Source organism: Mannheimia sp. ZY171111 (assembly GCF_017750945.1).
Taxonomy (GTDB): domain Bacteria; phylum Pseudomonadota; class Gammaproteobacteria; order Enterobacterales; family Pasteurellaceae; genus Mannheimia; species Mannheimia pernigra.
On the sequence record NZ_CP046532.1, the window covers coordinates 774,608 to 799,431 of the forward strand.

Annotated in this window: 20 protein-coding genes; 8 read left to right on the forward strand and 12 right to left on the reverse strand. The window is 38.6% G+C overall.

Features of this window, described 5'->3' with window-relative positions; translation table 11 throughout:
- Positions 1–8: 8 nt before the first annotated feature.
- The 10 genes from GM698_RS03675 to GM698_RS03720 form a co-directional block, all read right to left on the reverse strand.
- The gene (locus GM698_RS03675; protein ID WP_159629047.1) at positions 9–461 is read right to left on the reverse strand and encodes a rhodanese-like domain-containing protein; all 453 of its coding nucleotides are present in this window, start codon (positions 459–461) and stop codon (positions 9–11) included.
- Positions 462–555: 94 nt separating this feature from the next.
- Complete coding sequence (gene tig / locus GM698_RS03680) at positions 556–1,854, reverse strand: trigger factor (RefSeq protein WP_176807588.1); 1,299 nt, start codon at positions 1,852–1,854, stop codon at positions 556–558.
- A 278-nt stretch (positions 1,855–2,132) separates the two neighbouring features.
- Entirely contained in the window at positions 2,133–3,317 is a 1,185-nt protein-coding gene (gene tuf / locus GM698_RS03685) for an elongation factor Tu (RefSeq protein ID WP_176807589.1), read from the reverse strand.
- Positions 3,318–3,376: 59 nt separating this feature from the next.
- Positions 3,377–5,479 (reverse strand): elongation factor G, encoded by a 2,103-nt coding sequence (fusA, locus tag GM698_RS03690; RefSeq protein ID WP_176807590.1) that lies wholly within the window; start codon positions 5,477–5,479, stop codon positions 3,377–3,379.
- A 93-nt stretch (positions 5,480–5,572) separates the two neighbouring features.
- Complete coding sequence (gene rpsG, locus GM698_RS03695) at positions 5,573–6,043, reverse strand: 30S ribosomal protein S7 (RefSeq protein ID WP_159629043.1); 471 nt, start codon at positions 6,041–6,043, stop codon at positions 5,573–5,575.
- Between the two features lie 129 nt (positions 6,044–6,172).
- Positions 6,173–6,547 (reverse strand): 30S ribosomal protein S12, encoded by a 375-nt coding sequence (gene rpsL / locus GM698_RS03700; RefSeq protein ID WP_005708967.1) that lies wholly within the window; start codon positions 6,545–6,547, stop codon positions 6,173–6,175.
- 119 nt (positions 6,548–6,666) lie between these two features.
- A complete protein-coding gene (rfaC, locus tag GM698_RS03705) occupies positions 6,667–7,626 on the reverse strand; it encodes a lipopolysaccharide heptosyltransferase RfaC (protein ID WP_176807591.1) in 960 nt (319 codons plus the stop codon).
- 62 nt (positions 7,627–7,688) lie between these two features.
- Positions 7,689–8,726 (reverse strand): lipopolysaccharide heptosyltransferase II, encoded by a 1,038-nt coding sequence (waaF, locus tag GM698_RS03710; RefSeq protein WP_176809590.1) that lies wholly within the window; start codon positions 8,724–8,726, stop codon positions 7,689–7,691.
- A 68-nt stretch (positions 8,727–8,794) separates the two neighbouring features.
- The gene (locus tag GM698_RS03715; RefSeq protein WP_176807593.1) at positions 8,795–9,214 is read right to left on the reverse strand and encodes an MliC family protein; all 420 of its coding nucleotides are present in this window, start codon (positions 9,212–9,214) and stop codon (positions 8,795–8,797) included.
- 61 nt (positions 9,215–9,275) lie between these two features.
- Positions 9,276–10,448 carry a LysM-like peptidoglycan-binding domain-containing protein gene (locus GM698_RS03720; RefSeq protein ID WP_176809589.1) on the reverse strand — a complete coding sequence of 391 codons (1,173 nt, stop codon included), beginning with the start codon at positions 10,446–10,448 and terminating at the stop codon, positions 9,276–9,278.
- Between the two features lie 279 nt (positions 10,449–10,727).
- On the opposite strand from GM698_RS03720, the gene GM698_RS03725 reads away from it, so the two are divergent.
- Entirely contained in the window at positions 10,728–11,054 is a 327-nt protein-coding gene (locus GM698_RS03725) for a helix-hairpin-helix domain-containing protein (RefSeq protein WP_159629038.1), read from the forward strand.
- A 161-nt stretch (positions 11,055–11,215) separates the two neighbouring features.
- Complete coding sequence (gene asd / locus GM698_RS03730) at positions 11,216–12,112, forward strand: archaetidylserine decarboxylase (protein ID WP_209289674.1); 897 nt, start codon at positions 11,216–11,218, stop codon at positions 12,110–12,112.
- Between the two features lie 59 nt (positions 12,113–12,171).
- Here the strand turns inward: asd and GM698_RS03735 are convergent, their stop codons facing one another.
- Positions 12,172–12,975 (reverse strand): tyrosine-type recombinase/integrase, encoded by an 804-nt coding sequence (locus tag GM698_RS03735; protein ID WP_176807595.1) that lies wholly within the window; start codon positions 12,973–12,975, stop codon positions 12,172–12,174.
- A gap of 206 nt (positions 12,976–13,181) precedes the next feature.
- On the opposite strand from GM698_RS03735, the gene gshAB reads away from it, so the two are divergent.
- The 5 genes from gshAB to GM698_RS03760 all read left to right on the forward strand — a co-directional run bounded on the left by gshAB (position 13,182) and on the right by GM698_RS03760 (position 18,898).
- On the forward strand, positions 13,182–15,458 hold the full coding sequence (gene gshAB, locus GM698_RS03740) for a bifunctional glutamate--cysteine ligase GshA/glutathione synthetase GshB (RefSeq protein WP_209289675.1): 2,277 nt from the start codon (positions 13,182–13,184) through the stop codon (positions 15,456–15,458).
- 249 nt (positions 15,459–15,707) lie between these two features.
- A complete protein-coding gene (gene manX / locus GM698_RS03745; protein WP_209289676.1) occupies positions 15,708–16,685 on the forward strand; it encodes a PTS mannose transporter subunit IIAB in 978 nt (325 codons plus the stop codon).
- An 11-nt stretch (positions 16,686–16,696) separates the two neighbouring features.
- The gene (locus GM698_RS03750) at positions 16,697–17,497 is read left to right on the forward strand and encodes a PTS mannose/fructose/sorbose transporter subunit IIC (RefSeq protein ID WP_176807598.1); all 801 of its coding nucleotides are present in this window, start codon (positions 16,697–16,699) and stop codon (positions 17,495–17,497) included.
- Positions 17,498–17,510: 13 nt separating this feature from the next.
- On the forward strand, positions 17,511–18,347 hold the full coding sequence (locus GM698_RS03755) for a PTS mannose transporter subunit IID (protein WP_159629032.1): 837 nt from the start codon (positions 17,511–17,513) through the stop codon (positions 18,345–18,347).
- 89 nt (positions 18,348–18,436) lie between these two features.
- Positions 18,437–18,898 (forward strand): DUF986 family protein, encoded by a 462-nt coding sequence (locus tag GM698_RS03760; protein ID WP_176809585.1) that lies wholly within the window; start codon positions 18,437–18,439, stop codon positions 18,896–18,898.
- A gap of 107 nt (positions 18,899–19,005) precedes the next feature.
- Here GM698_RS03760 and tpiA read toward each other — a convergent pair whose 3' ends face one another.
- Complete coding sequence (tpiA, locus tag GM698_RS03765) at positions 19,006–19,797, reverse strand: triose-phosphate isomerase (RefSeq protein WP_159629030.1); 792 nt, start codon at positions 19,795–19,797, stop codon at positions 19,006–19,008.
- Positions 19,798–19,982: 185 nt separating this feature from the next.
- Here tpiA and GM698_RS03770 point away from each other — a divergent pair, with 185 nt between their 5' ends.
- Positions 19,983–24,815: a S6 family peptidase gene (locus tag GM698_RS03770; protein ID WP_209289677.1), complete on the forward strand. Its 4,833-nt coding sequence runs from the start codon at positions 19,983–19,985 to the stop codon at positions 24,813–24,815.
- The last annotated feature ends 9 nt before the right edge of the window (positions 24,816–24,824 follow it).

Sequence of the window (24,824 nt, forward strand, 5' to 3'; positions counted from 1 at the left end):
CAAATAGATTATTTATGTTTCTTAACTGTTGGGAGGCTTGCTGCACGCCAGCCTGCAATTCCCTCTTTTAATACATATAGCTTACTAAAACCTTGTTTAGCAATAGCATCTGCAACACCGCCTGATGTAAACCCATTAACATCAACTAAAATCATAGGGCGAGCTTTGTATTTATCAATCTGATGTGTTTTTCCTGCTTTTAATTCTGAAGGTAAAACGTGAATACTATCAATAATATGACCTGCACGGAACTCATCATCTGAACGTAAATCAATCACTATCGCTTCTTCTTTATTAATCAACTGAGTGGCTTGTGCATTATCCACAATATTGTATTTGCGGTTCGCATTTTTATAAAAACTGAAAACCACCGCGACAAATAATGCAACCCATGCGAATACCATAATTGTATGATTTGCAAAGAATTGCTGAAATTGTTGAGCAAAAGTAAGTTGTTCCATAATTTAATTTCCTTAGAATTAAAAAAATAAGCGGCTGCTTTTATGACCGCCTCTAAAAGTAATAAAAGGTAGGCATAAGCCCACCCTAAGGAAATTACTGAGCTTGTTGTGACATTACTTCGTCAAATGACATTGCTTTTTCTGTCACCTTCGCTTTCGCTAATACAGTATCAACCGCTTGCTCTTCTAAAACCACATTTCGAATATTTTCTGTTAATTGGCGATTTTTTGCATAGTGAGCAACTACTTCTTCTGGTTGCTCATAAGCTGAAGCGATATCAGCAACCATATCTTCAACACGTTTTTCATCAACTTTTAATTCATTAGAACCAATGATTGAAGAAAGTAATAAGCCAACTTGTACACGACGCTTAGCTTCTGCTTCAAATAATTCCGCTGGTAGTTGTGCAACCATATCAGGCTTACCGCCAAAACGTTGAACGGCTTGCTGGCGTAACACATTAATTTCTTCTTCCACAGCAGCAGCTGGCACTTCAACATCGTTTTGAGCAATCAATCCGTTGATCACTTGTGTTTTAATACGTGAAGTTACTGCATTTTTAAGTTCACGTTGCATATTTTTCTTAATTTCTGAACGTAACTCTTCAACAGATTTTGCATTACCGAATTTTTTTACAAACTCTTCTGTTAATTCAGGTAATACCATTTCTTCTACTTTCTTCAAAGTAATCGCAAATTTTGCTGCTTTACCTTTTAAGTTTTCAGAATGGTACTCTTCTGGGAAAGTTACATCAATGTCGAATTGCTCGCCTGCTTTGTGGCCTACGATACCGTCTTCAAAACCAGGGATCATACGACCTTGGCCCATAAATAATACGAAGTCAGACGCTTTACCGCCTTCGAATTCTTCTCCATCTACCGAGCCTACAAAGTCAATAGTTACACGAGCATCTTCTTTTGCAACGTCTTGAGTTTCTACCCACGTTGCTTGTTGTTTACGTAACACATCAACCATTTTGTCTAAATCTGCATCTGTAATTTCAACAACTGGTTTTTCCACTTCAATGTTTTCTAAGCCTTTTAATTCCACTTCTGGAAATACTTCAAATTCAGCAGTAAAATCGAAATCCTGACCTGGTTGATAGTTGTTCGGTGTAAAAGTTGGGCGACCTGCAAGATTGATCTTTTCAGCAATTACAGTTTCAAAGAATGCACGCTGCATTTCATCAGATAATACATCTTGACGAGCTGCGACACCAAAACGTTGTTCAATAATTGAGTGTGGCACTTTACCTTTGCGGAAGCCATCCACACGAGCATTTTTCGCATAGCCTTTTAATTGTTCTTTGTAGCCTGCTTCGATTTTATCAGCTGGAACGGTTATTTTTACACGGCGTTGTAAGCCTTCTAATGTTTCAATTGAGAATGACATTCTTAAACCTCAGTTTAGGGATATAAAAAAGATACATAAATAGGGAACTATTGTAGCGTTCTATCACTAAACTGTCGAGAAGAAAGTCATTGGTAGATAAGGAAAATAGAATTGTTTTTGCAAAAAAATCTCAAAATCTAACCGCTTGTAAATTTGACTCTCTACAAGCGGTCTTTTTTCATCAATTTTTTGCAAATCACACAAACAAAAAAGAGGCATATCTTTCAATATACCTCTCTCTTCTAGCTATTTGCTATCAAATCAGAACATCCGTTCTATTATTTGATGATTTTCGCAACAACGCCTGCACCTACTGTACGACCACCCTCACGAATCGCAAAACGTAAACCTTCGTCCATCGCGATTGGGTGAATTAAGCTTACAACCATTTTGATGTTATCGCCTGGCATTACCATCTCAACACCTTCTGGTAATTCGATAGTACCTGTTACGTCCGTTGTACGGAAGTAGAACTGTGGACGGTAGCCTTTGAAGAATGGCGTGTGACGACCACCTTCTTCTTTTGATAACACGTAAACTTCTGATTCAAAGTCTGTGTGTGGTGTGATTGAACCCGGTTTAGCAAGTACTTGACCACGTTCGATTTCTTCACGTTTGGTTCCACGTAATAATGCACCAACGTTTTCACCCGCACGACCTTCGTCTAATAATTTACGGAACATCTCAACACCCGTTACCGTCGTTTTCGTTGTATCTTTGATACCTACGATTTCAACTTCATCACCAGTACGAACAATACCACGCTCTACACGACCTGTTACTACTGTACCACGGCCTGAAATTGAGAATACGTCTTCAATTGGTAATAAGAATGGTTTATCAATCGCACGCTCTGGCTCTGGAATGTAGCTGTCTAAGTGACCCGCTAATTCAAGGATTTTTTCTTCCCACTCCGCTACGCCGTTTAACGCTTGTAACGCTGAACCACGTACGATTGGTGTGTCATCACCTGGGAAATCATATTGTGAAAGAAGTTCACGAACTTCCATTTCAACTAATTCTAATAACTCTTCGTCATCTACCATATCGCATTTGTTTAAGAATACGATGATGTATGGAACACCTACTTGGCGACCTAATAAGATGTGCTCACGAGTTTGTGGCATTGGACCGTCTGTCGCTGCTACTACTAAGATTGCACCGTCCATCTGCGCTGCACCCGTAATCATGTTTTTAACATAGTCCGCGTGTCCTGGGCAGTCAACGTGTGCGTAGTGACGAGTCTCTGTATCGTATTCAACGTGTGAAGTGTTGATGGTGATACCACGCGCTTTCTCTTCTGGTGCGTTATCAATTTGGTCAAATGCACGAGCTGCACCACCAAAGTGTTTTGATAATACCGTTGTGATCGCTGCGGTTAAAGTTGTTTTACCATGGTCAACGTGGCCTATTGTACCCACGTTAACGTGCGGTTTTGTACGTTCAAATTTTTCTTTAGACACTTTAATATCTTCCTAAAAAATGAGCCACAGCCCTATTGCTCTGGCTCAGGTTAAACAAATTATTTTCTACGAGCTTCAATAATAGCATCAGCAACATTTTTTGGTGCTTCAGCATATTTTAAAGGTTCCATTGAGTATGATGCACGACCTTGAGTCTGTGAACGTAGGTCTGTTGCATAACCAAACATTTCTGAAAGTGGAACTTCCGCATTGATTTTAACAACAAACTCATTCGCTTCCTGACCGTTTACCATTGCACGACGACGACTTAAGTCACCGATTACATCACCAACGTAGTCTGGTGGAGTTTCCACTTCAACTTTCATAATTGGTTCAAGTAATACCGGGTTTGCTTTTGCAAACGCTGACTTAAATGCTAATGACGCTGCAAGTTTAAACGCTAACTCAGATGAGTCAACATCGTGGTATGAACCGAAGTGTAAACGAGCACCTAAATCCACTACTGGGTAGCCCGCTAATGGACCAGATTTAAGTTGCTCTTGGATACCTTTATCAACCGCAGGAATGTATTCACCAGGAATTACACCACCTTTGATTTCGTTCACGAATTCGTAACCTGGACCTTCCGCATCTAATGGGTACAAGTCGATTACAACGTGACCATATTGACCACGACCACCAGATTGTTTTGCGTGTTTACCTTCCACATCGTTAACACGAGTGCGAATAGTTTCACGGTAAGATACTTGTGGTTTACCAATGTTCGCTTCCACTTTAAATTCACGTTTCATACGGTCAACGATGATATCTAAGTGTAACTCACCCATACCAGAGATAATAGTTTCTCCAGATTCTTCATCCGTGTGAACACGGAATGAAGGGTCTTCTTGTGCTAAACGACCTAACGCTAAGCCCATTTTTTCTTGGTCAGCTTTAGTTTTTGGCTCTACCGCAACAGAGATTACTGGCTCTGGGAATTCCATACGTTCTAGAATGATCGGTGCATCCAATGCACATAATGTATCACCTGTACCAACATCTTTTAAGCCGATTGCTGCAGCGATATCACCCGCACGAACCTCTTTGATCTCTTCACGTTTATTTGCGTGCATCTGTACGATACGACCGAAACGTTCACGTTTCTGTTTTACCGAGTTGTAAACTGTATCACCAGAGTTAATTACACCTGAGTACACACGGAAGAACGTTAAGTTACCTACGAATGGGTCAGTTGCAATTTTAAATGCTAATGAAGAGAATGGTTCATCATCACTTGGGTGACGCTCGCCTTCAGTTTCATCTTCATTAATACCTTTAATCGCTGGAATATCAGTTGGTGCTGGTAAGTAATCAATTACCGCATCAAGCATCGCTTGAACACCTTTGTTTTTGAATGCAGAACCACAGCAAACAGGAATTACTTCACCTGCCAATACACGTTGACGTAATGCTGATTTAATTTCTTCTTCAGTTAACTCTTCACCAGAGAAGAATTTTTCCATTAATTCTTCAGAAGCTTCCGCTGCTGCTTCCACTAACATTGCACGACGTTCTTCACAAGCGTCTAGCATTTCTGCTGGAACATCTTCGTAAGTAAAAGTCATACCTTGGTCAGCTTCGTTCCAGTTGATTGCTTTCATTTTGATAAGATCAATAACACCTTTGAAGCTATCTTCTGCACCGATTGGAAGTTGCAATGCAACTGCATTACCACCTAAACGAGTTTTGATTTGCTCAACAACGCGTAGAAAGTTTGCACCAGTACGGTCCATTTTATTTACGAACGCAATACGTGGTACTTTATATTTGTTAGCTTGACGCCATACTGTTTCAGACTGTGGTTGAACGCCACCTACCGCACAGTAAACCATTACCGCACCGTCAAGAACACGCATTGAACGCTCTACTTCGATAGTAAAGTCAACGTGTCCTGGAGTATCGATAACGTTAATACGATGTTGTGGGTATTGTTGTGACATACCAGACCAGAACGCAGTTGTTGCCGCAGAGGTGATCGTAATACCACGCTCTTGCTCTTGTTCCATCCAGTCCATTGTTGCAGCACCATCGTGAACTTCACCGATCTTGTGGCTTACACCTGTATAGAAAAGGATACGTTCAGAAGTCGTTGTTTTACCCGCGTCGATGTGTGCACTGATACCGATATTACGGTATCTTTCAATAGGGGTTTGACGAGCCATTTATTTCTTACCTTTTGGGTTTAAATTGAAATTCTTAATAAGGGTAAGGCTTCACCACATAAGATGAAGCCTTGAAAAAGCTTACTTAAACGATTACCAACGGAAGTGAGCAAACGCTTTGTTAGCTTCAGCCATACGGTGAACATCTTCACGTTTCTTCACTGCTGAGCCTTTGTTGTCTGCTGCGTCTGATAATTCGTTAGCTAAACGTAATGCCATTGATTTGTCACCACGTTTACGAGCTGCTTCTACGATCCAACGCATAGCTAAAGCATTACGACGAGTTGGGCGAACTTCTACTGGTACTTGGTATGTAGAACCACCCACACGGCGAGATTTAACCTCAACGGTTGGACGTACGTTTTCTAATGCAATTTCAAAAGCTTCTAACGCTTCTTTACCAGAACGTTGTGCTAAAGCTTCTAATGCACCATAAACGATTTTTTCTGCAGTAGATTTTTTACCATCTACCATTAACACGTTAATAAATTTTGCAAGTAATTCCGAACCAAATTTCGGATCTGGAAGAATTTTGCGTGGTTCAATACTACGACGACGTGGCATTGGAAATTTCTCCGTATATTAAATCTTCAGGATATCCAAAACTCATCTAATCTGCCTAAGGCATATTGACTGGAGTTTATGGTTTAAATATTAAAATTTAGACGTTTGGCCTTACTCAACGGAGATCCATTAAGATTTAGGACGTTTAACGCCGTATTTAGAACGACCTTGTTTACGATCTTTAACGCCTGCACAGTCAAGTGCACCACGTACAGTATGGTAACGAACACCTGGTAAGTCTTTTACACGACCACCACGGATTAATACAACACTGTGTTCTTGAAGGTTATGACCTTCACCACCGATGTATGAAGTTACTTCAAAGCCATTTGTTAAACGAATACGGCATACTTTACGTAATGCTGAGTTCGGTTTTTTAGGTGTAGTAGTGTATACACGAGTACACACGCCACGTTTCTGCGGGCAAGCCTCTAATGCAGGAACGTTACTTTTTACAACCTTTTTCACACGCGGTTTGCGTACTAGCTGGTTGATAGTTGCCATTAAAAAAGCTCCAGTTAAAATTATTAAAAATAAAATTAAAAATATCCTTTTAAGAAAAGGACGTTGAATTCTAAATTGATCACGAATCAAAGTCAAGTACAGACCGAAAATTGAAATGATTATTTCCTAACCAAAGGTATTAATTTTGCCAATACTTGGGCTGGGGTAATATTTTCCATTTTGTCGGCTGTTACATAATACTGATTGTGACCATAAGCCCCGATTAATTTGGGATCTGTTGCACCGTACAAAATCACATTAGATTTATCTAAAGCGGCAGCTAAATGGCTCAGACCAGTATCTACCGATACCACGACTTTAGCTCCCTCAAGTTGAGCCGCCAATTCTGTTAATCCCATTTTAGGCAAAATAATCACATTATTTGCTGACTTAGCTAAACGCTCCGCTCTTTCTTTTTCAATTAAGTTTCCCCAAGTTAATCGAACTTCAAGATCCCACTTGGCGAGTTCTTGTATCACCTCTGCCCAATATTCTTCTTTCCAATGCTTATCTGCTCGAGTTGTCGCGTAAATGAGCATAACGTAAGCGGTCATTTTTGACTGATTTTTTGCAAAATGTTGTGCAATATTGTAATTACCCCGTGTCGCAGGTAAAGCATAACCCAATGATTTTGCAAATAATTTTCTCATTCGCTGGACTGCGTGCTGTTGATAAGGAATATCAAACCTATAGTCATAAAATAAGCTGCTTAAACCTTCGCGAGCTGAATTTTTATCATAGCCAAATTTTTGCCCTTTTGCTGGGTAGGTAACCAATACTGCACTTTTGATTAGTCCTTGTGCATCAATGACCACATCATATTGCTCACGTTTCAACTCTTTTAAGAAATTTTGCCATTCTATCCAAGTCTGGCGTTTGCATAAATTCTTCCGCCAACGGCGAATCGCGACAGGAATCACTTTATTAACCGCAGAATGCCAAGTCGGAATGTCTGTAAAACTTTCTTCAACTACCCAATCTACCGTTAAATTAGGTATCGCATTTTGCATATCAGTTAAGGCAGGCAAAGTGTGTAATACATCGCCCATAGAGGAGGTTTTTACGATTAGAATTTTCATTTTTATATAACAAGCGGTTATTTTTGCAAAAAAATTGACAAAAACGACCGCTTGTAGTGCGTTTATGCTAATAACTGATTGAGTTTTTCTATTACCATTTGAGGCTCAATGTCAATCAAACTTTGGTGATAACCTTCCGCCCCGTCACCTTTGCGGATTTTAATTAATCCACCGTCAATTAAACGAATAATAACCGCGTTTTTGGAAAGCGGCGGTGTATATTCAGGGCTTGTCGGCCCATATAAAGCAACTAATGGTTTATTGAGTGCCGCCGCAATATGCATTAAACCTGAATCATTGCTTACGACTGCTTTACAATCGGCAATTAAATCCACGGCCTGATTTAAGTCGGTTTGCCCTGCTAAGTTTAAGCAATATCGCTGTAGATTTTCAGGTAATGATAGACAAATTTGTTCACCAACTTCTTGATCTTTTTTCGAGCCAAATAATCTGACAGAATAGCCTTGTTCAATTAACATTTTAGCTAAATTCGCATAGTGGTAATGCGGCCAACGTTTTGCAGGACCAAATTCAGCCCCTGGGCAGAAACCAATCGCTAGGCGATCTTCTGCATAACTTAATTGCTTCTCAAATTTTGCTTTGGTTTGCTCAATTTCTTGGCTATCCGTTTGCAGGTAAGGATAAGCAATCGGTAACCGTTCTGCTTGAGGAACTCTTCCTTGCTCAAAGGCTAAGGCAACGTAACGCTGCACCATCATTGGATAAGCATTTTTATTAGTGCGAAGATCATTTAAGAAAAAATATCGACTTTCGCCTTTCCAACCACGACGTGTTGCAATTTGAGCAAAAAATGGAATCAACGCAGACTTCAAGGAATTAGGCAATATAATTGCCATTTCATACTGATGTCTCAATGATTTTCCAAGTTTATAACGTTCACACAAACGAAACGAGCCGTGCCCAATTGGCATTGAGATTGCATTACGTACCTCAGGCATTCTAGCTAAAAGCGGACGGCACCAATCAGGTGCCATCACATCAATTTGACAACTCGGATATTGCACTTTAAGCTGCTGATAAAGTGAATGAGACATCATCATATCGCCAACCCAAGAAGGCCCAATAACTAAAATATTCATTTGTAATATTCTCTTAACTCTTTTTGTACGTATGGGTAAATCTAATGCCCAAATTGCCCAATCGATTATTATTGTTTTACACAATTTACTGCTAGATTTCTTTTCGTATTATCATACAAAAAGGCTTTTCCATTACGCAGTTCATTCCACGTCCAACGAATATTAGTATATTTTCTACCATTTCTGGTGACTGTAGAAGAAAGTAAGTGTGATGTGCCTTGAAATGTAATCTTTACACTCTCTTTTTTATCTAATTTTCTATCTTTTTTCTGTCGATCAACTTCGACTCTTTTACCATTATCACAACGATATATATTCACCTTGTGTGTTCCCTCAACTTTCTTCTCTACCATTTTTACAGGGGTTTTGGTTTTATGGATCTGATGAATTTGTTCAACTGGTGGAGTAACAACTGAGGAACAGGCACCTAATAGAAATGCTAACACTGCTACACATACAACTCTATGTTGCTTGAGTAAGATACTCATTCTTCTCTCCTTTTGAAATAGAAAAAAGCAACACTTGTAGCATTGCCTTTATTTAATTTGATTATTTAAAAGTATAGCTGCCGTTTGGTTGACGAATAAACTTACCACCCGAGCCGATACTCATTTCAACAACACGGTTATTTTTATCTAAACGAACCGTTACTCGCTCACCTACTTTTAAATTACTCACAATATTATTTGCTTTACTCATTGAATTAACATCGGAGATATTTAAATTGTTATCACGAAACACCTGCATTAATGACACACCTTTTGGCACAGTCATAGTTTTGGTGGCAATTGCTGAAGTCGTATTCGTTTTTGATGCTTCCGCTTTTACAAGTGGTTTTTCCACGGGTCTCACCGCTACCTTTGGTGCTGGTGGTGCCACACGCTCTGTTTTAGGCTGTGACTTTGGTGTACTTTCAGGCTGAAATACAACACTGCCTTCTGTTTTTGGTTTGATTGCAGGCTGCTCAACTACAGGTTTATTTTGAACGGGCTTCTCTGATATAAGTTGTTCCGTATGAGAGACTGCTGAAGGATTAGGTAGATCTTGTTGTGCTTTCTCTTGGGTTTGAACAACAATTTCTTGTTCTGCACGAGCTTGCTCTTCTGCACGTTTTGCTTCAGCTTCATCTACTGGACGAAATTCGATCGGTAAGCTGCCACCGTGCTGTGATTGCAACTCTTCTACTGTTTCAGGTGTGCTTGGTTTTAATAAAAAAAACAGTACTAATAATGCTAAACCTAACAATGCAAGCAATAATAAACGGCGAGTTTTAGGTGGAATTTTAGCGTTAATATCTGGTGTTTTAGTTCCTTCAACGACTGAGCCCGCACCTGTTACTGCGACATTTGGAATAATACGCTCAGTCGTAAAACGTTCTTGAACTTCTAGCTCTACGTTCTCATTCCCTTCAGCAGGCACTTCTGCCGATAGATTTTCTTCGATATTTTTCACTACAGACTCCGCATTATCTGAACTTGGTGTAAATTGAAATTCTTTTTTTGATTTACTTGCAAATACATCTACAGGACCATCTGTTGCTGGTTCGGATCTTTCCATAGTTGGAGTAAAGGTATGGTGAGGTACTTTTGTTGAATGCAATGAAAAGTAAGTTTTGTTTTTATTTTGTATATCTGCTTGAGCTTGCTCGACCTTTTCTTGAGATTCTTGAGAGGTTAAAGGCTCACCAAAAACAGGCTCTTTACGAAAGTTATTTTGTGTCATATTTCTTCCAAAAATAATCGGGTTAATTCATATAAAATGGCTAATATTTTAAATCAATTCACAGTTTATTTAAAATAATTTGAATAAATAGCGGTCGTTTTTTCAAGATTCTTTGCAAATTTTTCTAATTTCACTTAATTTCAGACTAAATACAAGCCAATAAGTTTATCTTTTTTTATTTTTTCGATCTGTGTCGAGAAATTTACTTTTGCTACTTGAGGTAAATATTACTCGCTTTTAAGCTTGCCAATACATTCACTCAACCCAAAAGGAAATACTATGAACAAGATGAAAACTCTCGCACTCAGTCTATTAATCGGCTTAAACACCCTAGCTTTTGCTCAAAAAACACCACAAATTGAGCAAAATAATACGCTAAAAGCACAACAAAGTATGCAAAAAAACCTTAGTGCGGTAAATATCAATACAGCGAGTGCAGCCGAACTGCAAGATAAGCTCGTAGGTATAGGCGAGAAAAAAGCCCAAGCCATTGTGGATTACCGTACCCAAAACGGCAATTTCAAAAGTATTGAACAACTTACTGAAGTTTCTGGAATCGGGCAAGCTACCTTAGAGAAAAACCGAGGAAATATCATTTTAGAATAAGACGAAAATATTGTTGAGGTGGGCAAACTTATAAAAGTGCTATCTCTTATCTTTTATGTGGCCATCTCAACATTTTTAATTTTTTCTCTTTCGTATTGCATTTCCTATATTTGTCCCCATTTAGAAACGGACTTCTGTTTTTAATCAAAAAGGAAAACGCAATGCAATTAAAACCATATCCTATTTCAACTTATTTACAGCGTGTAAAAATCGCTCTGCACTACCTATTGCCACAATTAGCAATAACTAGAGCTGCTGGTTGGTTAGCGGAACAAAAGTGGGGAATTGTCACTCATTTCATTATTAAACTATTTGCTAAGCAATACAAAGTAGATTTATCTGAAGCAGCAAAGACTGAGCCTTCAGACTACGCAACTTTCAATGAGTTTTTTATTCGTGAATTAAAAGAGGGAGCTCGCCCAATTAATAATGAATTAAATACGCTTTGTTTGCCCGCAGACGGTAAGGTAAGCGAATCTGGTGAAATTTCTGATGACCGTTTACTACAAGCAAAAGGTCATCATTTTACGTTAGCCGCTTTATTAGCAAATGATGAAGAAATGGCTGCGAAATTCAAAAATGGTACCTTTATTACTACTTATTTGTCACCAAGTGATTACCACCGTGTGCATATGCCATATGATGCCACATTGCGTAAAATGATTTATGTGCCAGGTGAGCTATATTCTGTCAATCCATTTTTAGCTGAACACGTTCCAAATTTATTCGCACGTAATGAGCGTGTAATTTGTGAATTTGATACCGCATTCGGTCCGATGATACAAATTTTAGTCGGTGCAACGATTACCGCAAGTATGAGCACCGTTTGGGCAGGCGTAATCAATCCGCCACGAGCTGATGAAGTGGTTATTTGGAACTACGATACAGACGGCGAAAAAGCAATTAAATTACAAAAAGGGGAAGAAATGGGTGCTTTCCGTTTAGGTTCCACTGTCATTAACCTTTTTCCAAAAGGTAAAATAAACTTAAATCCAGCTCTCATTACTGGAACAAAAACCCGAATGGGAGAAGAATTAGGCAAAGTAATTACTCACTAACCTAATCAAATTCCTTGCTACATTAAATTAAAGGGCAGATCTGATCTGCCCTTTATTTATTACCAGTCAATAATTTTATTCACAATGTCTTGCTGCTCAGTACTTGTTTTACGCAAATAAATCCTGGTGGTTTCTATACTTTCATGCCCCATTAAATCGGCAAGAAATGCAATATCATTAAAACGCTCCAAAAAACTTTTTGCAAAACGATGACGAAATGAGTGAGGATAAACAATTTTAGGGTCTAATTTATAGCGTTTGGCGAATACTTTTAATTGACCAGCAATTCCACGCGTCGTAATTCTATCCCCATATTTATTAAGAAAAATAAATCCATTTTGTTTATTATTTAACCTTAACCATTCTAAACACTCTTGTTGTAGAGCTACTGGGATATAAATTCGTCTTAATTTACCACCCTTGGAGTAGAGATCTAAATAGCCAATTTTAATATGTTCACATTTTATCTGGATTAACTCACTCACCCTTGCACCTGTTGCAGCCATAAATCTAATCACAAAATACCAATAAAACTCCCTATCTTCTTTTAAGGATTGTTTAAAGTAAGCGTAATCTGCCTCACTAATCACATTCTCTAAAAATGGTTTTTGTTGCACTTTGATAAATGACAATTTCCATTTCTCTTTTTTAACAAATTCCAAGTAATAATTTATGGCTCTTAGCCTTAAATTAACCGTTTGCGGCTTATAGTTTTCAATTAAGAACACTTTATACCGCTGTAAATTAATTTTGGACAACTCAGAAAACTTTTTGTGATACTGCTTTATAGCAAAAATATAAGCTGTTTGAGTATTCTCAGCAAGATTAGATTGATGGAGATGTTTTTCAAATAAAATAAACATATTGATTTCCTTATTGTTGGTTGAAAATCAATATAATAATTATAGATCTACGGGTTACTATATTTTACCTTAATCATATTGATACCATATTAATAATGGCTATAACCCAATCATCTAAACCATTCCAATAAATAAGACCTATTGTTTCACTAAGTATTTCATTTATGATATTGTGCATCAAATTTATCGACAAATAAGGATAGATAATGAAACTACAACAAATTATCCAAGAAAATCATTTAGGATTACTATTTCAACAAGGAAATTTTGGGTTAGAAAAAGAGAGTCAACGTATTGATAAAGAAGGTAATATTGTTACAACCCTACACCCAGCCGTATTTGGAAATCGCGCTTATCACCCTTATATCCAGACTGATTTTGCCGAAAGTCAGCTAGAACTAATTACTCCTGCGAATGCGAAATTGGAAGACAGTTTCCGCTGGTTATCCGCAATACACGAGGTGGTTTTACGCTCTTTACCAGAAGATGAATACCTCTTCCCACTCAGTATGCCCGCGGGTTTACCGCCTGAAGAGTTAATCTTAGAAGCACAATTTGATAACCCTGAAGATGTAAACTACCGCAAATACCTCTCGGCTAACTATGGTAAATACAAACAAATGGTAAGTGGCATACATTATAACTTCCAGCTTTCGCCTGAGTTTGTTGAAAAAGCATTTGCTTTGCAAACTGAATACCCTAATTTGAAAACATTCCAAAATGTACTTTATATGAAGTTAGCGAATAACTTCCTGCGTTATCAATGGATTTTCATTTATTTATTGGCCGCCACCCCAACCGTGGAATCGCAATATTTTTATCATAAATCACCGCTTGCAGAAGGGCAATTAGTGCGTAGTTTACGCTCTAGTCCTTATGGTTATGTCAATTCAGAGCAAGTTGTGGTGAATCACGACAGTTTAGAAAGCTATGTCGAAACCCTTGAAACACAGGTTTCAAAAGGCTTACTCATTGCAGAAAAAGAGTTTTATTCTAACGTGCGTTTGCGTGGCGGTAAAAAGGCACGAGACTTACTGGAAAAAGGCGTACAATACGTGGAATTCCGCCTGTTCGATCTCAATCCATTTGCACCTTATGGTATTGAATTAAGTGATGCGAAATTTATCCACTATTTCTTGCTTGGTATGCTTTGGTTGGAAGAAACAAGCGGTCAAAAAGAGGTAGAAATTGGCAAACAGAAACTTTACCAAGTCGCACTTGAAGATCCCAGAACTGAAACCGCCTTCCGTACTGAAGGAGAAGCCATCTTAAATCACATTTTAGCGATGCTTGAAGCGTTAGGAACAAGCGAAGAGAATCTAGAGCTCGTGCGTGAAAAAATCGCTCAGTTTGCCGATCCCACAAAAACCATTAATGGACGCTTACTTAAAGCTATCGATCAATTCGGTAGCTATAAAGCACTAGGTGCAAAACTCGCTCAAGATTATAAAAATCAAGCGTTTGATCGTTTTTATGCCCTGTCTGCTTTTGACAATATGGAGCTTTCTACTCAGGCGTTATTCTTTGATTTAATCCAACAAGGAATTGGGGTGGAATTGCTCGATGAAAACGATCAATTTCTCGCCCTGAAATTTGGCAATCATTTGGAATATGTAAAAAATGGCAATATGACCAGCCACGATCAATACATTTCGCCATTGATTATGGAAAATAAAGTGGTGACGAAAAAAGTACTGGCAAAAGCAGGTTTCAATGTGCCGAAAAGTGTCGAATTTACCACACTTGAAGAGGCAGTCGCTCACTATCCGCTGTTTGAGGGCAAGGCTGTGGTGATCAAGCCGAAATCCACCAACTACGGATTAGGCATCACGATTTTCCAACAAGCGGTCAAAAATCGGGAAGATTTTGCAAAAGCGGTAGAAATTGCGTTCCGTGAAGACAAAGAAGTGATGGTAGAAGATTATTTGACTGGCACCGAATACCGCTTCTTTGTGTTAGGCAGTGAAACCCTTGCCGTGCTTCTACGTGTGCCTGCCAATGTAGTCGGAGATGGCGTTCATACCATTAAAGAATTGGTTGAAATGAAAAATGACGATCCACTCAGAGGCGATGGCTCTCGCAGCCCTCTTAAAAAAATCACCTTAGGCGAAATCGAACAGTTACAACTAAAAGAGCAAGGCTTAACTGTCGATGCTGTGCCTGAGAGAGGTCAAACCGTGCAACTGCGTGCCAATTCTAATATCAGTACAGGGGGCGATTCGATTGATATGACCGACCAAATGCACGAAAGCTATAAACAAATTGCTGCCAGCATTGCTCGTACTATGGGAGCGAAAGTGTGTGGCGTGGATTTAATTATTCCCGATCTCACTCAAGCTGCCGAGCCAAATTTAAGCTCTTGGGGAGTGATTGAGGCAAACTTCAATCCAATGATGATGATGCATATTTTCCCCTATCAAGGAAAATCTCGCCGTCTAACCAAAGCAGTGATTAAAATGTTATTTCCAGAAATAAATCATTAAAATTTATGCTTATTCTGTTTATATTATGAGGAACCACTGATGATCAATGGCTTTTCTTTATCACTCAAATTAAATTTTCTTTCATACAATAGCACTCCAAATAAAGAATGTTAGTCTAATTTATAGACAAAAAATAGCGTGATATGTGATATAGATCACACTTCTGTAATTATTACATTGTGTGAAATAATTATCATATTAAAATCACACCCCGATTAATAACTTAAAATACCTCTATAGGAGTAATATATGAGTATTGCTATTATCGTAGCAACCCATGGTGTCGCTGCAGAGCAACTTCTCAAGACAACAGAAATGTTGATTGGCGAGCAAGAAGATGTCGCCTACATTGATTTTGTTCCTGGTGAAAATGCAGAAACTATTATGGGGAAATATCAATCATTGGTTGATGGCCCATTGTCACATTGTGATCAAGTACTGTTTCTTGTAGATATGTGGGGAGGAAGCCCTTTCAATGCAGCTAACAGATTCCAAGATGGAAAATCTGGTATGGATGTTGTTGCTGGAGTGAATATCCCTATGTTAGTCAATACCTGTATGGCCAGAGATGATGTTGAATCATTAGAAGAACTTGTTGAAGTTGCATTAGAGGCTGGCACAACAGGTATTCGTTCTTTAAACCATCAACCTGAGGTTGCTCAAGCAACTACAGCAGCTCCAGAACAAGAAACATCTGTTACCCAACAATCTGAAATTGTCGATGATGGTCGCCGAATGACGATTGCTCTTGCCCGTATTGATGATCGTTTAATTCACGGTCAAGTCGCAACGGTCTGGACCAAAGAAAGCAAGGTAAATCGTATTATTGTCGTCAATGAGGGGGTTGCAAAAGACAGCATTCGCACGACAATGTTAAAAAGTGTAGCGCCACTTGGTGTTACGGCACACGTTGTTGATGTACCTAAAATGATTCGTGTCTATAACAATCCTGAATACGCCGATGATAGAGTGATGCTGCTTTTCACTAACCCTAGCGATGTGTTAGCACTGATTGAAGGAGGCATTCCTCTTAATTCAATTAATGTAGGGGGGATCTCACATAAAGAAGGAAAACAAATGATCAGCCATGCTGTTGCCGTTGATCAGAAAGATATTGAGGCTTTCAAAGCGATGGACGCTAAAGGTGTCGAGTTGGAAGTACGCAAAGTATCAAGTGATAGCCGTCAATATATGATGGATTTATTGAAAAAACATAATTTAATCTAAAGGAAATCAATATGGAACTCTCAGCATTACAAATTGTGCTTTTATTCCTCGTTGCCTGTATCTCTGGTATGGGTTCAATTCTAGATGAATGGCAAACTCACCGTCCATTAATTGCTTGTACTATGATAGGTGCAGTGTTAGGTGATGTGACCACTGGTATCATCGTGGGTGGTTCATTAGAGCTATTAGCATTAGGTTGGATGAATATCGGTGCGGCAGTTGCACCTGATGCAGCCCTTGCCTCTATCGTTTCAACTATCCTTGTTATCGTCGGTCGCCAAGATATTTCAACAGGTATTGCGATTGCAATCCCGCTTGCTGCTGCAGGTCAAGTACTAACTTATATTGTGCGCGCTATTACAGTTGGCTTCCAACACGCAGCAGATAAATCAATAGAAGATGGTAACTTAAACCGTCTAGATTGGCTACATCGTGGTGCTTTACTCCTACAAGCAATGCGTATTGCTATTCCTGCTTTAATTGTTGCCTTAACGGCAGGTACAGATGCTGTACAAACAATGTTAAATGCTATTCCAGAAGTGGTAACAACAGGACTTAAAATTGCTGGTGGCTTTATTGCGGTTGTTGGTTATGCGATGGTGATTAATATGATGCGTGCAGGTCATTTAATGCCGTTCTTTTTTGCGGGTTTTGTGATTGCTGGATTTACCAATTTCAACCTTGTAGCACTCGGCGTATTAGGTACTGTAATCGCGATGGTCTATATCCATATGCATCCAAAATACAATAAAAGCCAGCAAGTCGTAGTAACTTCGGCACCAAAAAATGATTTAGACAACCGTTTAGACTAAGAGGGCATTCAATATGACAACCGAAATCAAAAAAGTAACAAAAAGCGATTTGAATGCCGTTGTACGTCGTTCAAACTTATTTCAAGGATCGTGGAACTTTGAACGTATGCAGGCTTTAGGCTTTGCTTATGCTATGGTTCCTGTTATCAAACGTTTATATCCTGATCCAAATGACCCAGGCCGTAAAGAAGCAATTAAACGCCATTCTGAATTCTTTAATACTCAGCCATTTGTCGGAGCTCCGATTTTAGGCGTAACGATTGCGATGGAAGAAGAGCGTGCAAACGGCAAAGAGATCGACAATGCAGCAATTAATGGAATTAAAGTCGGTCTGATGGGGCCCCTAGCTGGTGTAGGTGACCCAATCTTCTGGGGAACCGTTCGCCCAGTCTTCGCAGCATTAGGTGCAGGTTTAGCATTAAAAGGCGAGCTTTTAGGTCCAATTTTATTCTTTGTCTTATTCAATCTTGTCCGTTTAGCCACTCGCTATTATGGCGTTGTTTATGGTTATAAAAAAGGATTAGATGTTGTACAAGATATGAGCGGAGGCCTATTACAAAAATTAACCGAAGGTGCATCCATTTTAGGTCTGTTTATTATGGGAGCATTAGTCCAAAAATGGACTAGTATCAATGTTCCTCTTGTACTTTCTACTATTCAAAAACAAGATGGCACCACTGAAATCACCACGGTACAAAGCATTTTAGATAGTTTAATGCCAGGTTTATTACCATTACTACTTACTTTTGCTTGTATGTGGCTACTTCGTCATCGTGTTAATGCCATTTGGATTATCTTAGGATTCTTTGTCATTGGTATTTTAGGTGCTGCAACAGGTGCATTAGCTTAAAACCGATATGTAAAATCTCTCTCAAAAATGACCGCTTGAACGTTCAAGCGGTTTTTTATAGCTTCTCTACTTATCTTTTACCTAGAATTATGACAAATACTATTCTTTTTCTCTTTATCTTACTTAGCTTACTTTTTGCTGTTTACGACCAAATCCTCATGGATAGACTTAAAGGACGAACAAAACTCACTATCATACTTAAAAAACAAAAAACTATTGATACTTGGCTATTAATAGGCTTAATCATATTGTCGATTGGCTATGGCGTTCAAAACCAAATTTCAGCATTTACACTCTATCTGCTTAGCACTTGTGTTATTTTAGCCGTCTATTTAGCATTTTTTCGTTCACCACGTCTTTTATTAAAGCAAGAGGGGTTCTTCTTTGCGAATATTTACTTTAATTACGCTAAAATTTATCAAATAAATATTGCAGAGATAAACACAAATGAAAAAGTACTAGTCATTGATTTACACGGAGGAAGAAGGCTACTTGCCCAGCCTGAAAACGAAGAAGATCTTCAATCTGTCGTTAATTTTTTCGAGAAATAAAAAACAAAATATAACGGCTTTATCAATAAAAAGATCAAGCGGTTATTTTTCTCAACAATTTTGCAAATTCTTAAAGAAAAACAACCGCTTGTAAAATACTAATTAAATTATGCTTTCGCGTCTGCCGCTGCTTTTACAATTACCGCAAATGCAGGTGCTTTAAGTGAAGCACCGCCGACTAATGCACCATCAATATCTGGCTGAGCAAATAATTCTGCTGCATTAGCCTCATTTACTGAGCCACCGTATTGAATAATCACTTGATCTGCAACTGCTTGTGATTTCGCCGCAATATGACCACGAATGAATGCGTGAACCGCTTGTGCTTGTGCTGGCGTTGCTGATTTACCTGTGCCGATTGCCCAAACAGGTTCGTAAGCAATTACTGCACCATTAAATGCCTCAACACCAAGAGCATTGATCACGGCATCAATTTGTTTTGCACAGACTTCTTCTGTTTTGCCCGCTTCATTTTCTGCTTCAGTTTCACCAATACACAACACTGGCACTAATCCTGCATCTTTTAATACTTTAAATTTTTGTGCGATAAACTCATCACTCTCTTTATGGTAAGTACGGCGTTCGGAATGCCCGATGATGATATATTTCGCTCCAAATTCTTTTAACATATCCGGGGAAATCTCACCAGTAAAAGCCCCTTTTACATTTACATCAACGTTTTGTGAACCTAACGTAATTAAGCCTTTGTCGCTACAACCACAGCCACAACCTGCTAATGATGCTTCAGCATAAGCCAAATACATTACTGGCGGGGCAATAGCCACATCACAGCCTTCAACGCCGTATAATTCTGCTTTTAAATCTGCAATTAAGGTTTTAGTAAACGCTTTATCGCCATTTAATTTCCAGTTACCCATTACCAGTGGACGACGTGCCATATTGTTTCTCCTATAAGTTAAATTAAGTATCAACTGGTGTGAACTATACCAAATTTTATTAGTTTAATCATTTTTTATGTCATTTTTCCTAAAATTTCCTCTAAAAGCATAACTTGCTTTAACTCTTATTTTACAAAGTCTATAATGCCCAACTTTGACGATATAAACGAGAAAATATATTACTTATGAAAAAAGCGTTCACTCTCTCATTTTTAGCCACTACATTAGCGTCTATTCTTCCCCTTTCAACATACGCCGCTATTGTGCGTGGCGATGTAGATTATCAATACTTTCGCGATCTCGCTGAAAACAAAGGAAAATTTTTTGTTGGTGCGACTAATATTCCTGTACTGAATAACAAAGATCAGCAAATTGGCACATTCTTAAATGTAACACCTAAAAAACTTATTGAAATTGAGCCACCTCGTTTTGATGTTAGTCTCTGTTTTAGTGACAATCCTCCACCACAGTGCAATGGAGAAGAGCCTCCTCGCTATAAAGAAGTTATACTTGATCCAGTTGAAATTCCAATGATCGATTTCTCATCAATTAACCGTACATTGGGATTTGCCACCTTAGTAAACCCACAATATGTTATCAGTGTTAATCATAATCAAAGTTATAACTCCGTACAATTTGGCGATTCAAGTAGCAATAAGCTAGACGATCACCATTACGATTATCGGTTAGTAAAACGAAATAACTACCAGCCAGATCCTGCTAAACTCAAAGCGGATAAAGGTAAAAATGGTGAATCTCGTGAACGAAATGATAATGGTGAAAAAATCATTTATGATATATCCAATAAACCCACTGATCGCTGGGATTATCACGCACCTCGCCTAGCGAAACTCGTTACCGAAGTCGTGCCAGCAAAACAGATCGAGCCTGAAAATGGTCAGAGTCTTTATGACTATTACGAGCAGTTTGGCGACCGCACCTTATTCCCTATGTTTATTCGTGCGGGTTCAGGCAAACAAGCTATAGTTAATAACATTACAGATCGTTTAAAGAAGGGACGTATTGAGGTAGGTAGCGGTACATTTTTAATTGGTGGAAGTGTACTCCCTGTAAGTAGCGATACTGATAACGGCTTAAGCAAAATTTTAGTTGCTTTATCAAACAAAACAAATGATGTATTCCAAGATCACGGCTATGGCCCATTAACAACTATTGGCTTACCTGGTGATAGTGGCTCCGCAATCTGGGGATACAACCTTAAGAAAAAAGAATGGGTGGTACTGGGCGTTTATAGTGATTATTTCTCTGAAGGGAATATTCCTGGCGGAGATGTATTTAAATCTTACTGGAACTATCATCACCCACACTACGTTCGTGCATTAGAAAAAGAAAATACTGCAGGTACCATCACAACAACTGGAGCAACACTTACTTGGAAGACACAAGGCAATAGTAGCACCATTTCAGATGGCACAACTTCTCTTAAAGTAGATTTAGCCGATACTGCACTGCCTACATTGAAAGGACATAACGGCAATATAAACGATAATCCTTGGAACCCACAATTACACCACGGTAAAACATTCCATATCAACGGTGAAAATAATACCTTCATTTTAACTGGTGATGTTAACCAAGGAGCTGGGGCTATCCATATTCATAGTAACGCTACATTTCAAGGAGAAACCGATAATATCTCTTGGCTAGGTGCTGGCTTAGATATTGATAAAGATAAAACCGTTACCTGGAAACTTCACAATCCAAATGGAGACCGCCTATCCAAAATTGGTAAAGGTACCTTACTCGTTAACGGCAAAGGGAAAAACCTAGGTTCAATCAGCGTTGGAGATGGCACGCTCATTCTCGATCAACAAGCGGATGAAAATGGCGAAAAATCTGCATTTTCTGAAGTGGGAATTGTAAGTGGTCGCCCAACAGTCATACTTAATAGTGCTAATCAAGTCAATCCCAACAATATCTATTTTGGTTATCGTGGCGGTAAATTAGATTTAAATGGACATAGCATTACTATGCACCGTATTCAAAATTCAGATGACGGTGCAGTTATTGTGAATAATAATGCTCAAAAAGCAGCAAAGTTACACTTAACAGGCATCGCTAGCCCAACGGCTGAACAGGTAAAAGTCACGGCAATTTCACGCCCAGATCAAATATCGCCAAATATGGCAACAACCGATATTTTTGCCTTCCAGCGTTTACCAAATCAACCGACCAATTATATTCGTTTGAAAAAACCATTAACGGTGAAACAAATCACAGAAATTTTTAATGCCCACAAACTTTTTGTTGACATTGACTTCCGTACAGGGTTAATCAGGGATAACGAATACTTTGAAACATTAGGTACAAATGAAGATTTAGCTAAAAGTAAAGTACTTGCTGAAAAAGTAAAATCAGCTGAAGGCTCCTTTCTCCCATATAGTGGTTACTTTGGCGAACGTGATGCCAATAACAAGGGTATATTAGATGTCATTGTTAATACTGAAGTTGCAAATGGAAAATTACTCATCACAGGTGGCACAAATCTTAACGGTAATTTAATTGCTGAAGGTACAAGCGAGATCATTTTATCTGGTCGCCCAACACCACACGCTTACGATCACCTAAAGAATCAAGAAGTCATTGTGGAAGGAGATTGGCTCAATCGTAAATTTAGTGCTACAACTTTTACGGCTAAAGATAATGGAAAAATTGAAGTTTCTCGCAACGTATCAAATGTAACAGGTCACTTTAATTTAGCTAATAATGCTACTGCCCAAATAGGCTTTAGCCAAAGCAAATCACAACAATGTATTCGCTCTGATAGAACTGGTATGACCACCTGTAATGTTGCGACGCTTTCCGATGCCGATTTAAATAGCTGGGAAAGAACGATCGTCAATGGTAATGCAACATTAAATGATAATTCAACTTTCCGCCTAGGCAGTAAAGCTACAATGTCTGGTTCAATTACAGCGGAAGAAACAACTCATTTACAGCTTGATAATGGAAGTGTTCTAAATCTCACAGGTATAAGCAAAACAGGCCATTTTACTGCCGATACAGGCTCAACAGTAAATCTAAGTAGTACATTAACAATACTCACATCAACCGTATTAGATGTTTTAAATATGGCAAGTGGAACCTTAGAGCTACGCGGTACGTTAACAGCTAATACCTTATCTGGTAATGGTGTATTTAAATTCACAACCGATTTAGCTCAAACTACAAGTAACGTTGTGAAAATTATTGGCTCTGCAAGCGGTCAATTTACTGCTGAAATTTCCCCAATAAAGGAGGCAAATTCTCTAGACAAAATTAAATTATTAGAAATAAGCGGTGAAAATAACTTTTCTCTAACACTAAAAGAGCCAATGGAATCTGGTGAATATACATACGACTTAGAAAAGGTGGGAATGGCATACTACCTAAAACCAACAAAAAGGGAAGAGCCAAAAATCACTCAAAAAGGCGAAAGTGTTACTGCCGAGCCTCTGCCTGAATATACAGGTACGGTAGAAATTACAAAAAAAGGCGAAAGTGTTACTGCCGAGCCTCTGCCTGAATACACTGGTACGGTAGAAATTACAAAAAAAGGCGAAAGTGTTACTGCCGAGCCTCTGCCTGAATATACAGGTTTGGTGGAAATTACAAAAAAAGGCGAAAGCGTCACCGCTGACCCTCTACCTGAATATACAGGTTTGGTAGAAACCACACAAAAAGGCGAGAGCGTTACTGCAGACCCTCTGCCTGAATATACAGGTTTGGTAGAAACCACACAAAAAGGCGAGAGCGTGACTGCTGACCCTCTACCTGAATATACAGGTACGGTAGAAATTACAAAAAAAGGTGAAAGTGTTACTGCTGACCCTCTGCCTGAATATACAGGTTTGGTAGAAATTACAAAAAAAGGTGAAAGTGTTACTGCTGACCCTCTGCCTGAATACACTGGTACGGTAGAAATTACAAAAAAAGGTGAAAGTGTTACTGCTGAGCCTCTACCTGAATACACTGGTTTGGTAGAAATTACAAAAAAAGGTGAAAGCGTCACTGCCGAGCCTCTACCTGAATATACAGGTTTGGTAGAAATTACAAAAAAAGGCGAAAGTGTTACTGCTGCCCCTCTGCCTGAATATACAGGTTTGGTAGAAACCACACAAAAAGGTGAGAGTGTTACTGCTGAGCCTCTGCCTGAATACAAAGATAGTACGATTTTTGTTTCTGAGCCAGCAGCACAAATCAATGCCCTGCTCAGCTTAACTACTGAGGTAGATAAAGCCATTATTTCCCCAAGTACAAACAACCAGAAAGTATGGGCAAATATTGGCACAACAGATAGCACCTATCGTTCAACTATAAACAATTTTAATCAGAGACTAACTCAAACTCATCTAGGGGTAGAGAGCGTATTGAATAACAACATTGTTATCGGGGCGATACTATCAAAATCCCAATCAAAAAATGATTTTAAACAATCATTCAATGGTAAAGGGACAACAACAATGTTATCTCTTTATGGTAAAAAAGAGTGGAAAAACGGCATATCTATTGGTATTGATACAAGTTTAGGTAAAACCCAAAATACCGTTACTTATATGGATAAATCCACTAAATTTAATCGTGATATTATAGTAGTTGGAGTCAATATTAGTAAGTATTGGGCGGTTCAAGGTTTTAATATTAAACCAACTATGGGCGTACGCTACTACCATCTATCAAGTGTAAATTACCCATTACCTATGGCAAACATAAACACGCCTTCAGTGGATTTAGTAAGCTATCAAGCAGGATTATCAATCAGTAAAACGTTCGATATTAACAAAGTGAAAATTACACCTGAGATCAGCAGTTATATCTTAAATGTTAATCACGGAAAATTGAAAACCCAAATAAACGCACGGAATTTGGAACAGGGAATAGGAAATCAATTCAAACAAGAAATGGGCATTTCCTTATCGTTCCATAACTGGAATACCCGCATTAATGCAGGCATTTTAAAAGGCAATAAAAGACAAAATCAAAAATCTCTGTCTTTTAAAATAGGCTATGAATGGTAAATTTTTATC

Coding starts and splice junctions, on each gene's coding strand:
- GM698_RS03675 (WP_159629047.1), bottom strand. CDS start 461: ATGGAACAACTTACTTTTGCTCAACAATTTCAGCAATTCTTTGCAAAT.
- tig (WP_176807588.1), bottom strand. CDS start 1,854: ATGTCATTCTCAATTGAAACATTAGAAGGCTTACAACGCCGTGTAAAA.
- fusA (WP_176807590.1), bottom strand. CDS start 5,479: ATGGCTCGTCAAACCCCTATTGAAAGATACCGTAATATCGGTATCAGT.
- rpsG (WP_159629043.1), bottom strand. CDS start 6,043: ATGCCACGTCGTCGTAGTATTGAACCACGCAAAATTCTTCCAGATCCG.
- rpsL (WP_005708967.1), bottom strand. CDS start 6,547: ATGGCAACTATCAACCAGCTAGTACGCAAACCGCGTGTGAAAAAGGTT.
- rfaC (WP_176807591.1), bottom strand. CDS start 7,626: ATGAAAATTCTAATCGTAAAAACCTCCTCTATGGGCGATGTATTACAC.
- waaF (WP_176809590.1), bottom strand. CDS start 8,726: ATGAATATTTTAGTTATTGGGCCTTCTTGGGTTGGCGATATGATGATG.
- GM698_RS03715 (WP_176807593.1), bottom strand. CDS start 9,214: ATGAGTATCTTACTCAAGCAACATAGAGTTGTATGTGTAGCAGTGTTA.
- GM698_RS03720 (WP_176809589.1), bottom strand. CDS start 10,448: ATGACACAAAATAACTTTCGTAAAGAGCCTGTTTTTGGTGAGCCTTTA.
- GM698_RS03725 (WP_159629038.1), top strand. CDS start 10,728: ATGAACAAGATGAAAACTCTCGCACTCAGTCTATTAATCGGCTTAAAC.
- asd (WP_209289674.1), top strand. CDS start 11,216: ATGCAATTAAAACCATATCCTATTTCAACTTATTTACAGCGTGTAAAA.
- GM698_RS03735 (WP_176807595.1), bottom strand. CDS start 12,975: ATGTTTATTTTATTTGAAAAACATCTCCATCAATCTAATCTTGCTGAG.
- gshAB (WP_209289675.1), top strand. CDS start 13,182: ATGAAACTACAACAAATTATCCAAGAAAATCATTTAGGATTACTATTT.
- manX (WP_209289676.1), top strand. CDS start 15,708: ATGAGTATTGCTATTATCGTAGCAACCCATGGTGTCGCTGCAGAGCAA.
- GM698_RS03750 (WP_176807598.1), top strand. CDS start 16,697: ATGGAACTCTCAGCATTACAAATTGTGCTTTTATTCCTCGTTGCCTGT.
- GM698_RS03755 (WP_159629032.1), top strand. CDS start 17,511: ATGACAACCGAAATCAAAAAAGTAACAAAAAGCGATTTGAATGCCGTT.
- GM698_RS03760 (WP_176809585.1), top strand. CDS start 18,437: ATGACAAATACTATTCTTTTTCTCTTTATCTTACTTAGCTTACTTTTT.
- tpiA (WP_159629030.1), bottom strand. CDS start 19,797: ATGGCACGTCGTCCACTGGTAATGGGTAACTGGAAATTAAATGGCGAT.
- GM698_RS03770 (WP_209289677.1), top strand. CDS start 19,983: ATGAAAAAAGCGTTCACTCTCTCATTTTTAGCCACTACATTAGCGTCT.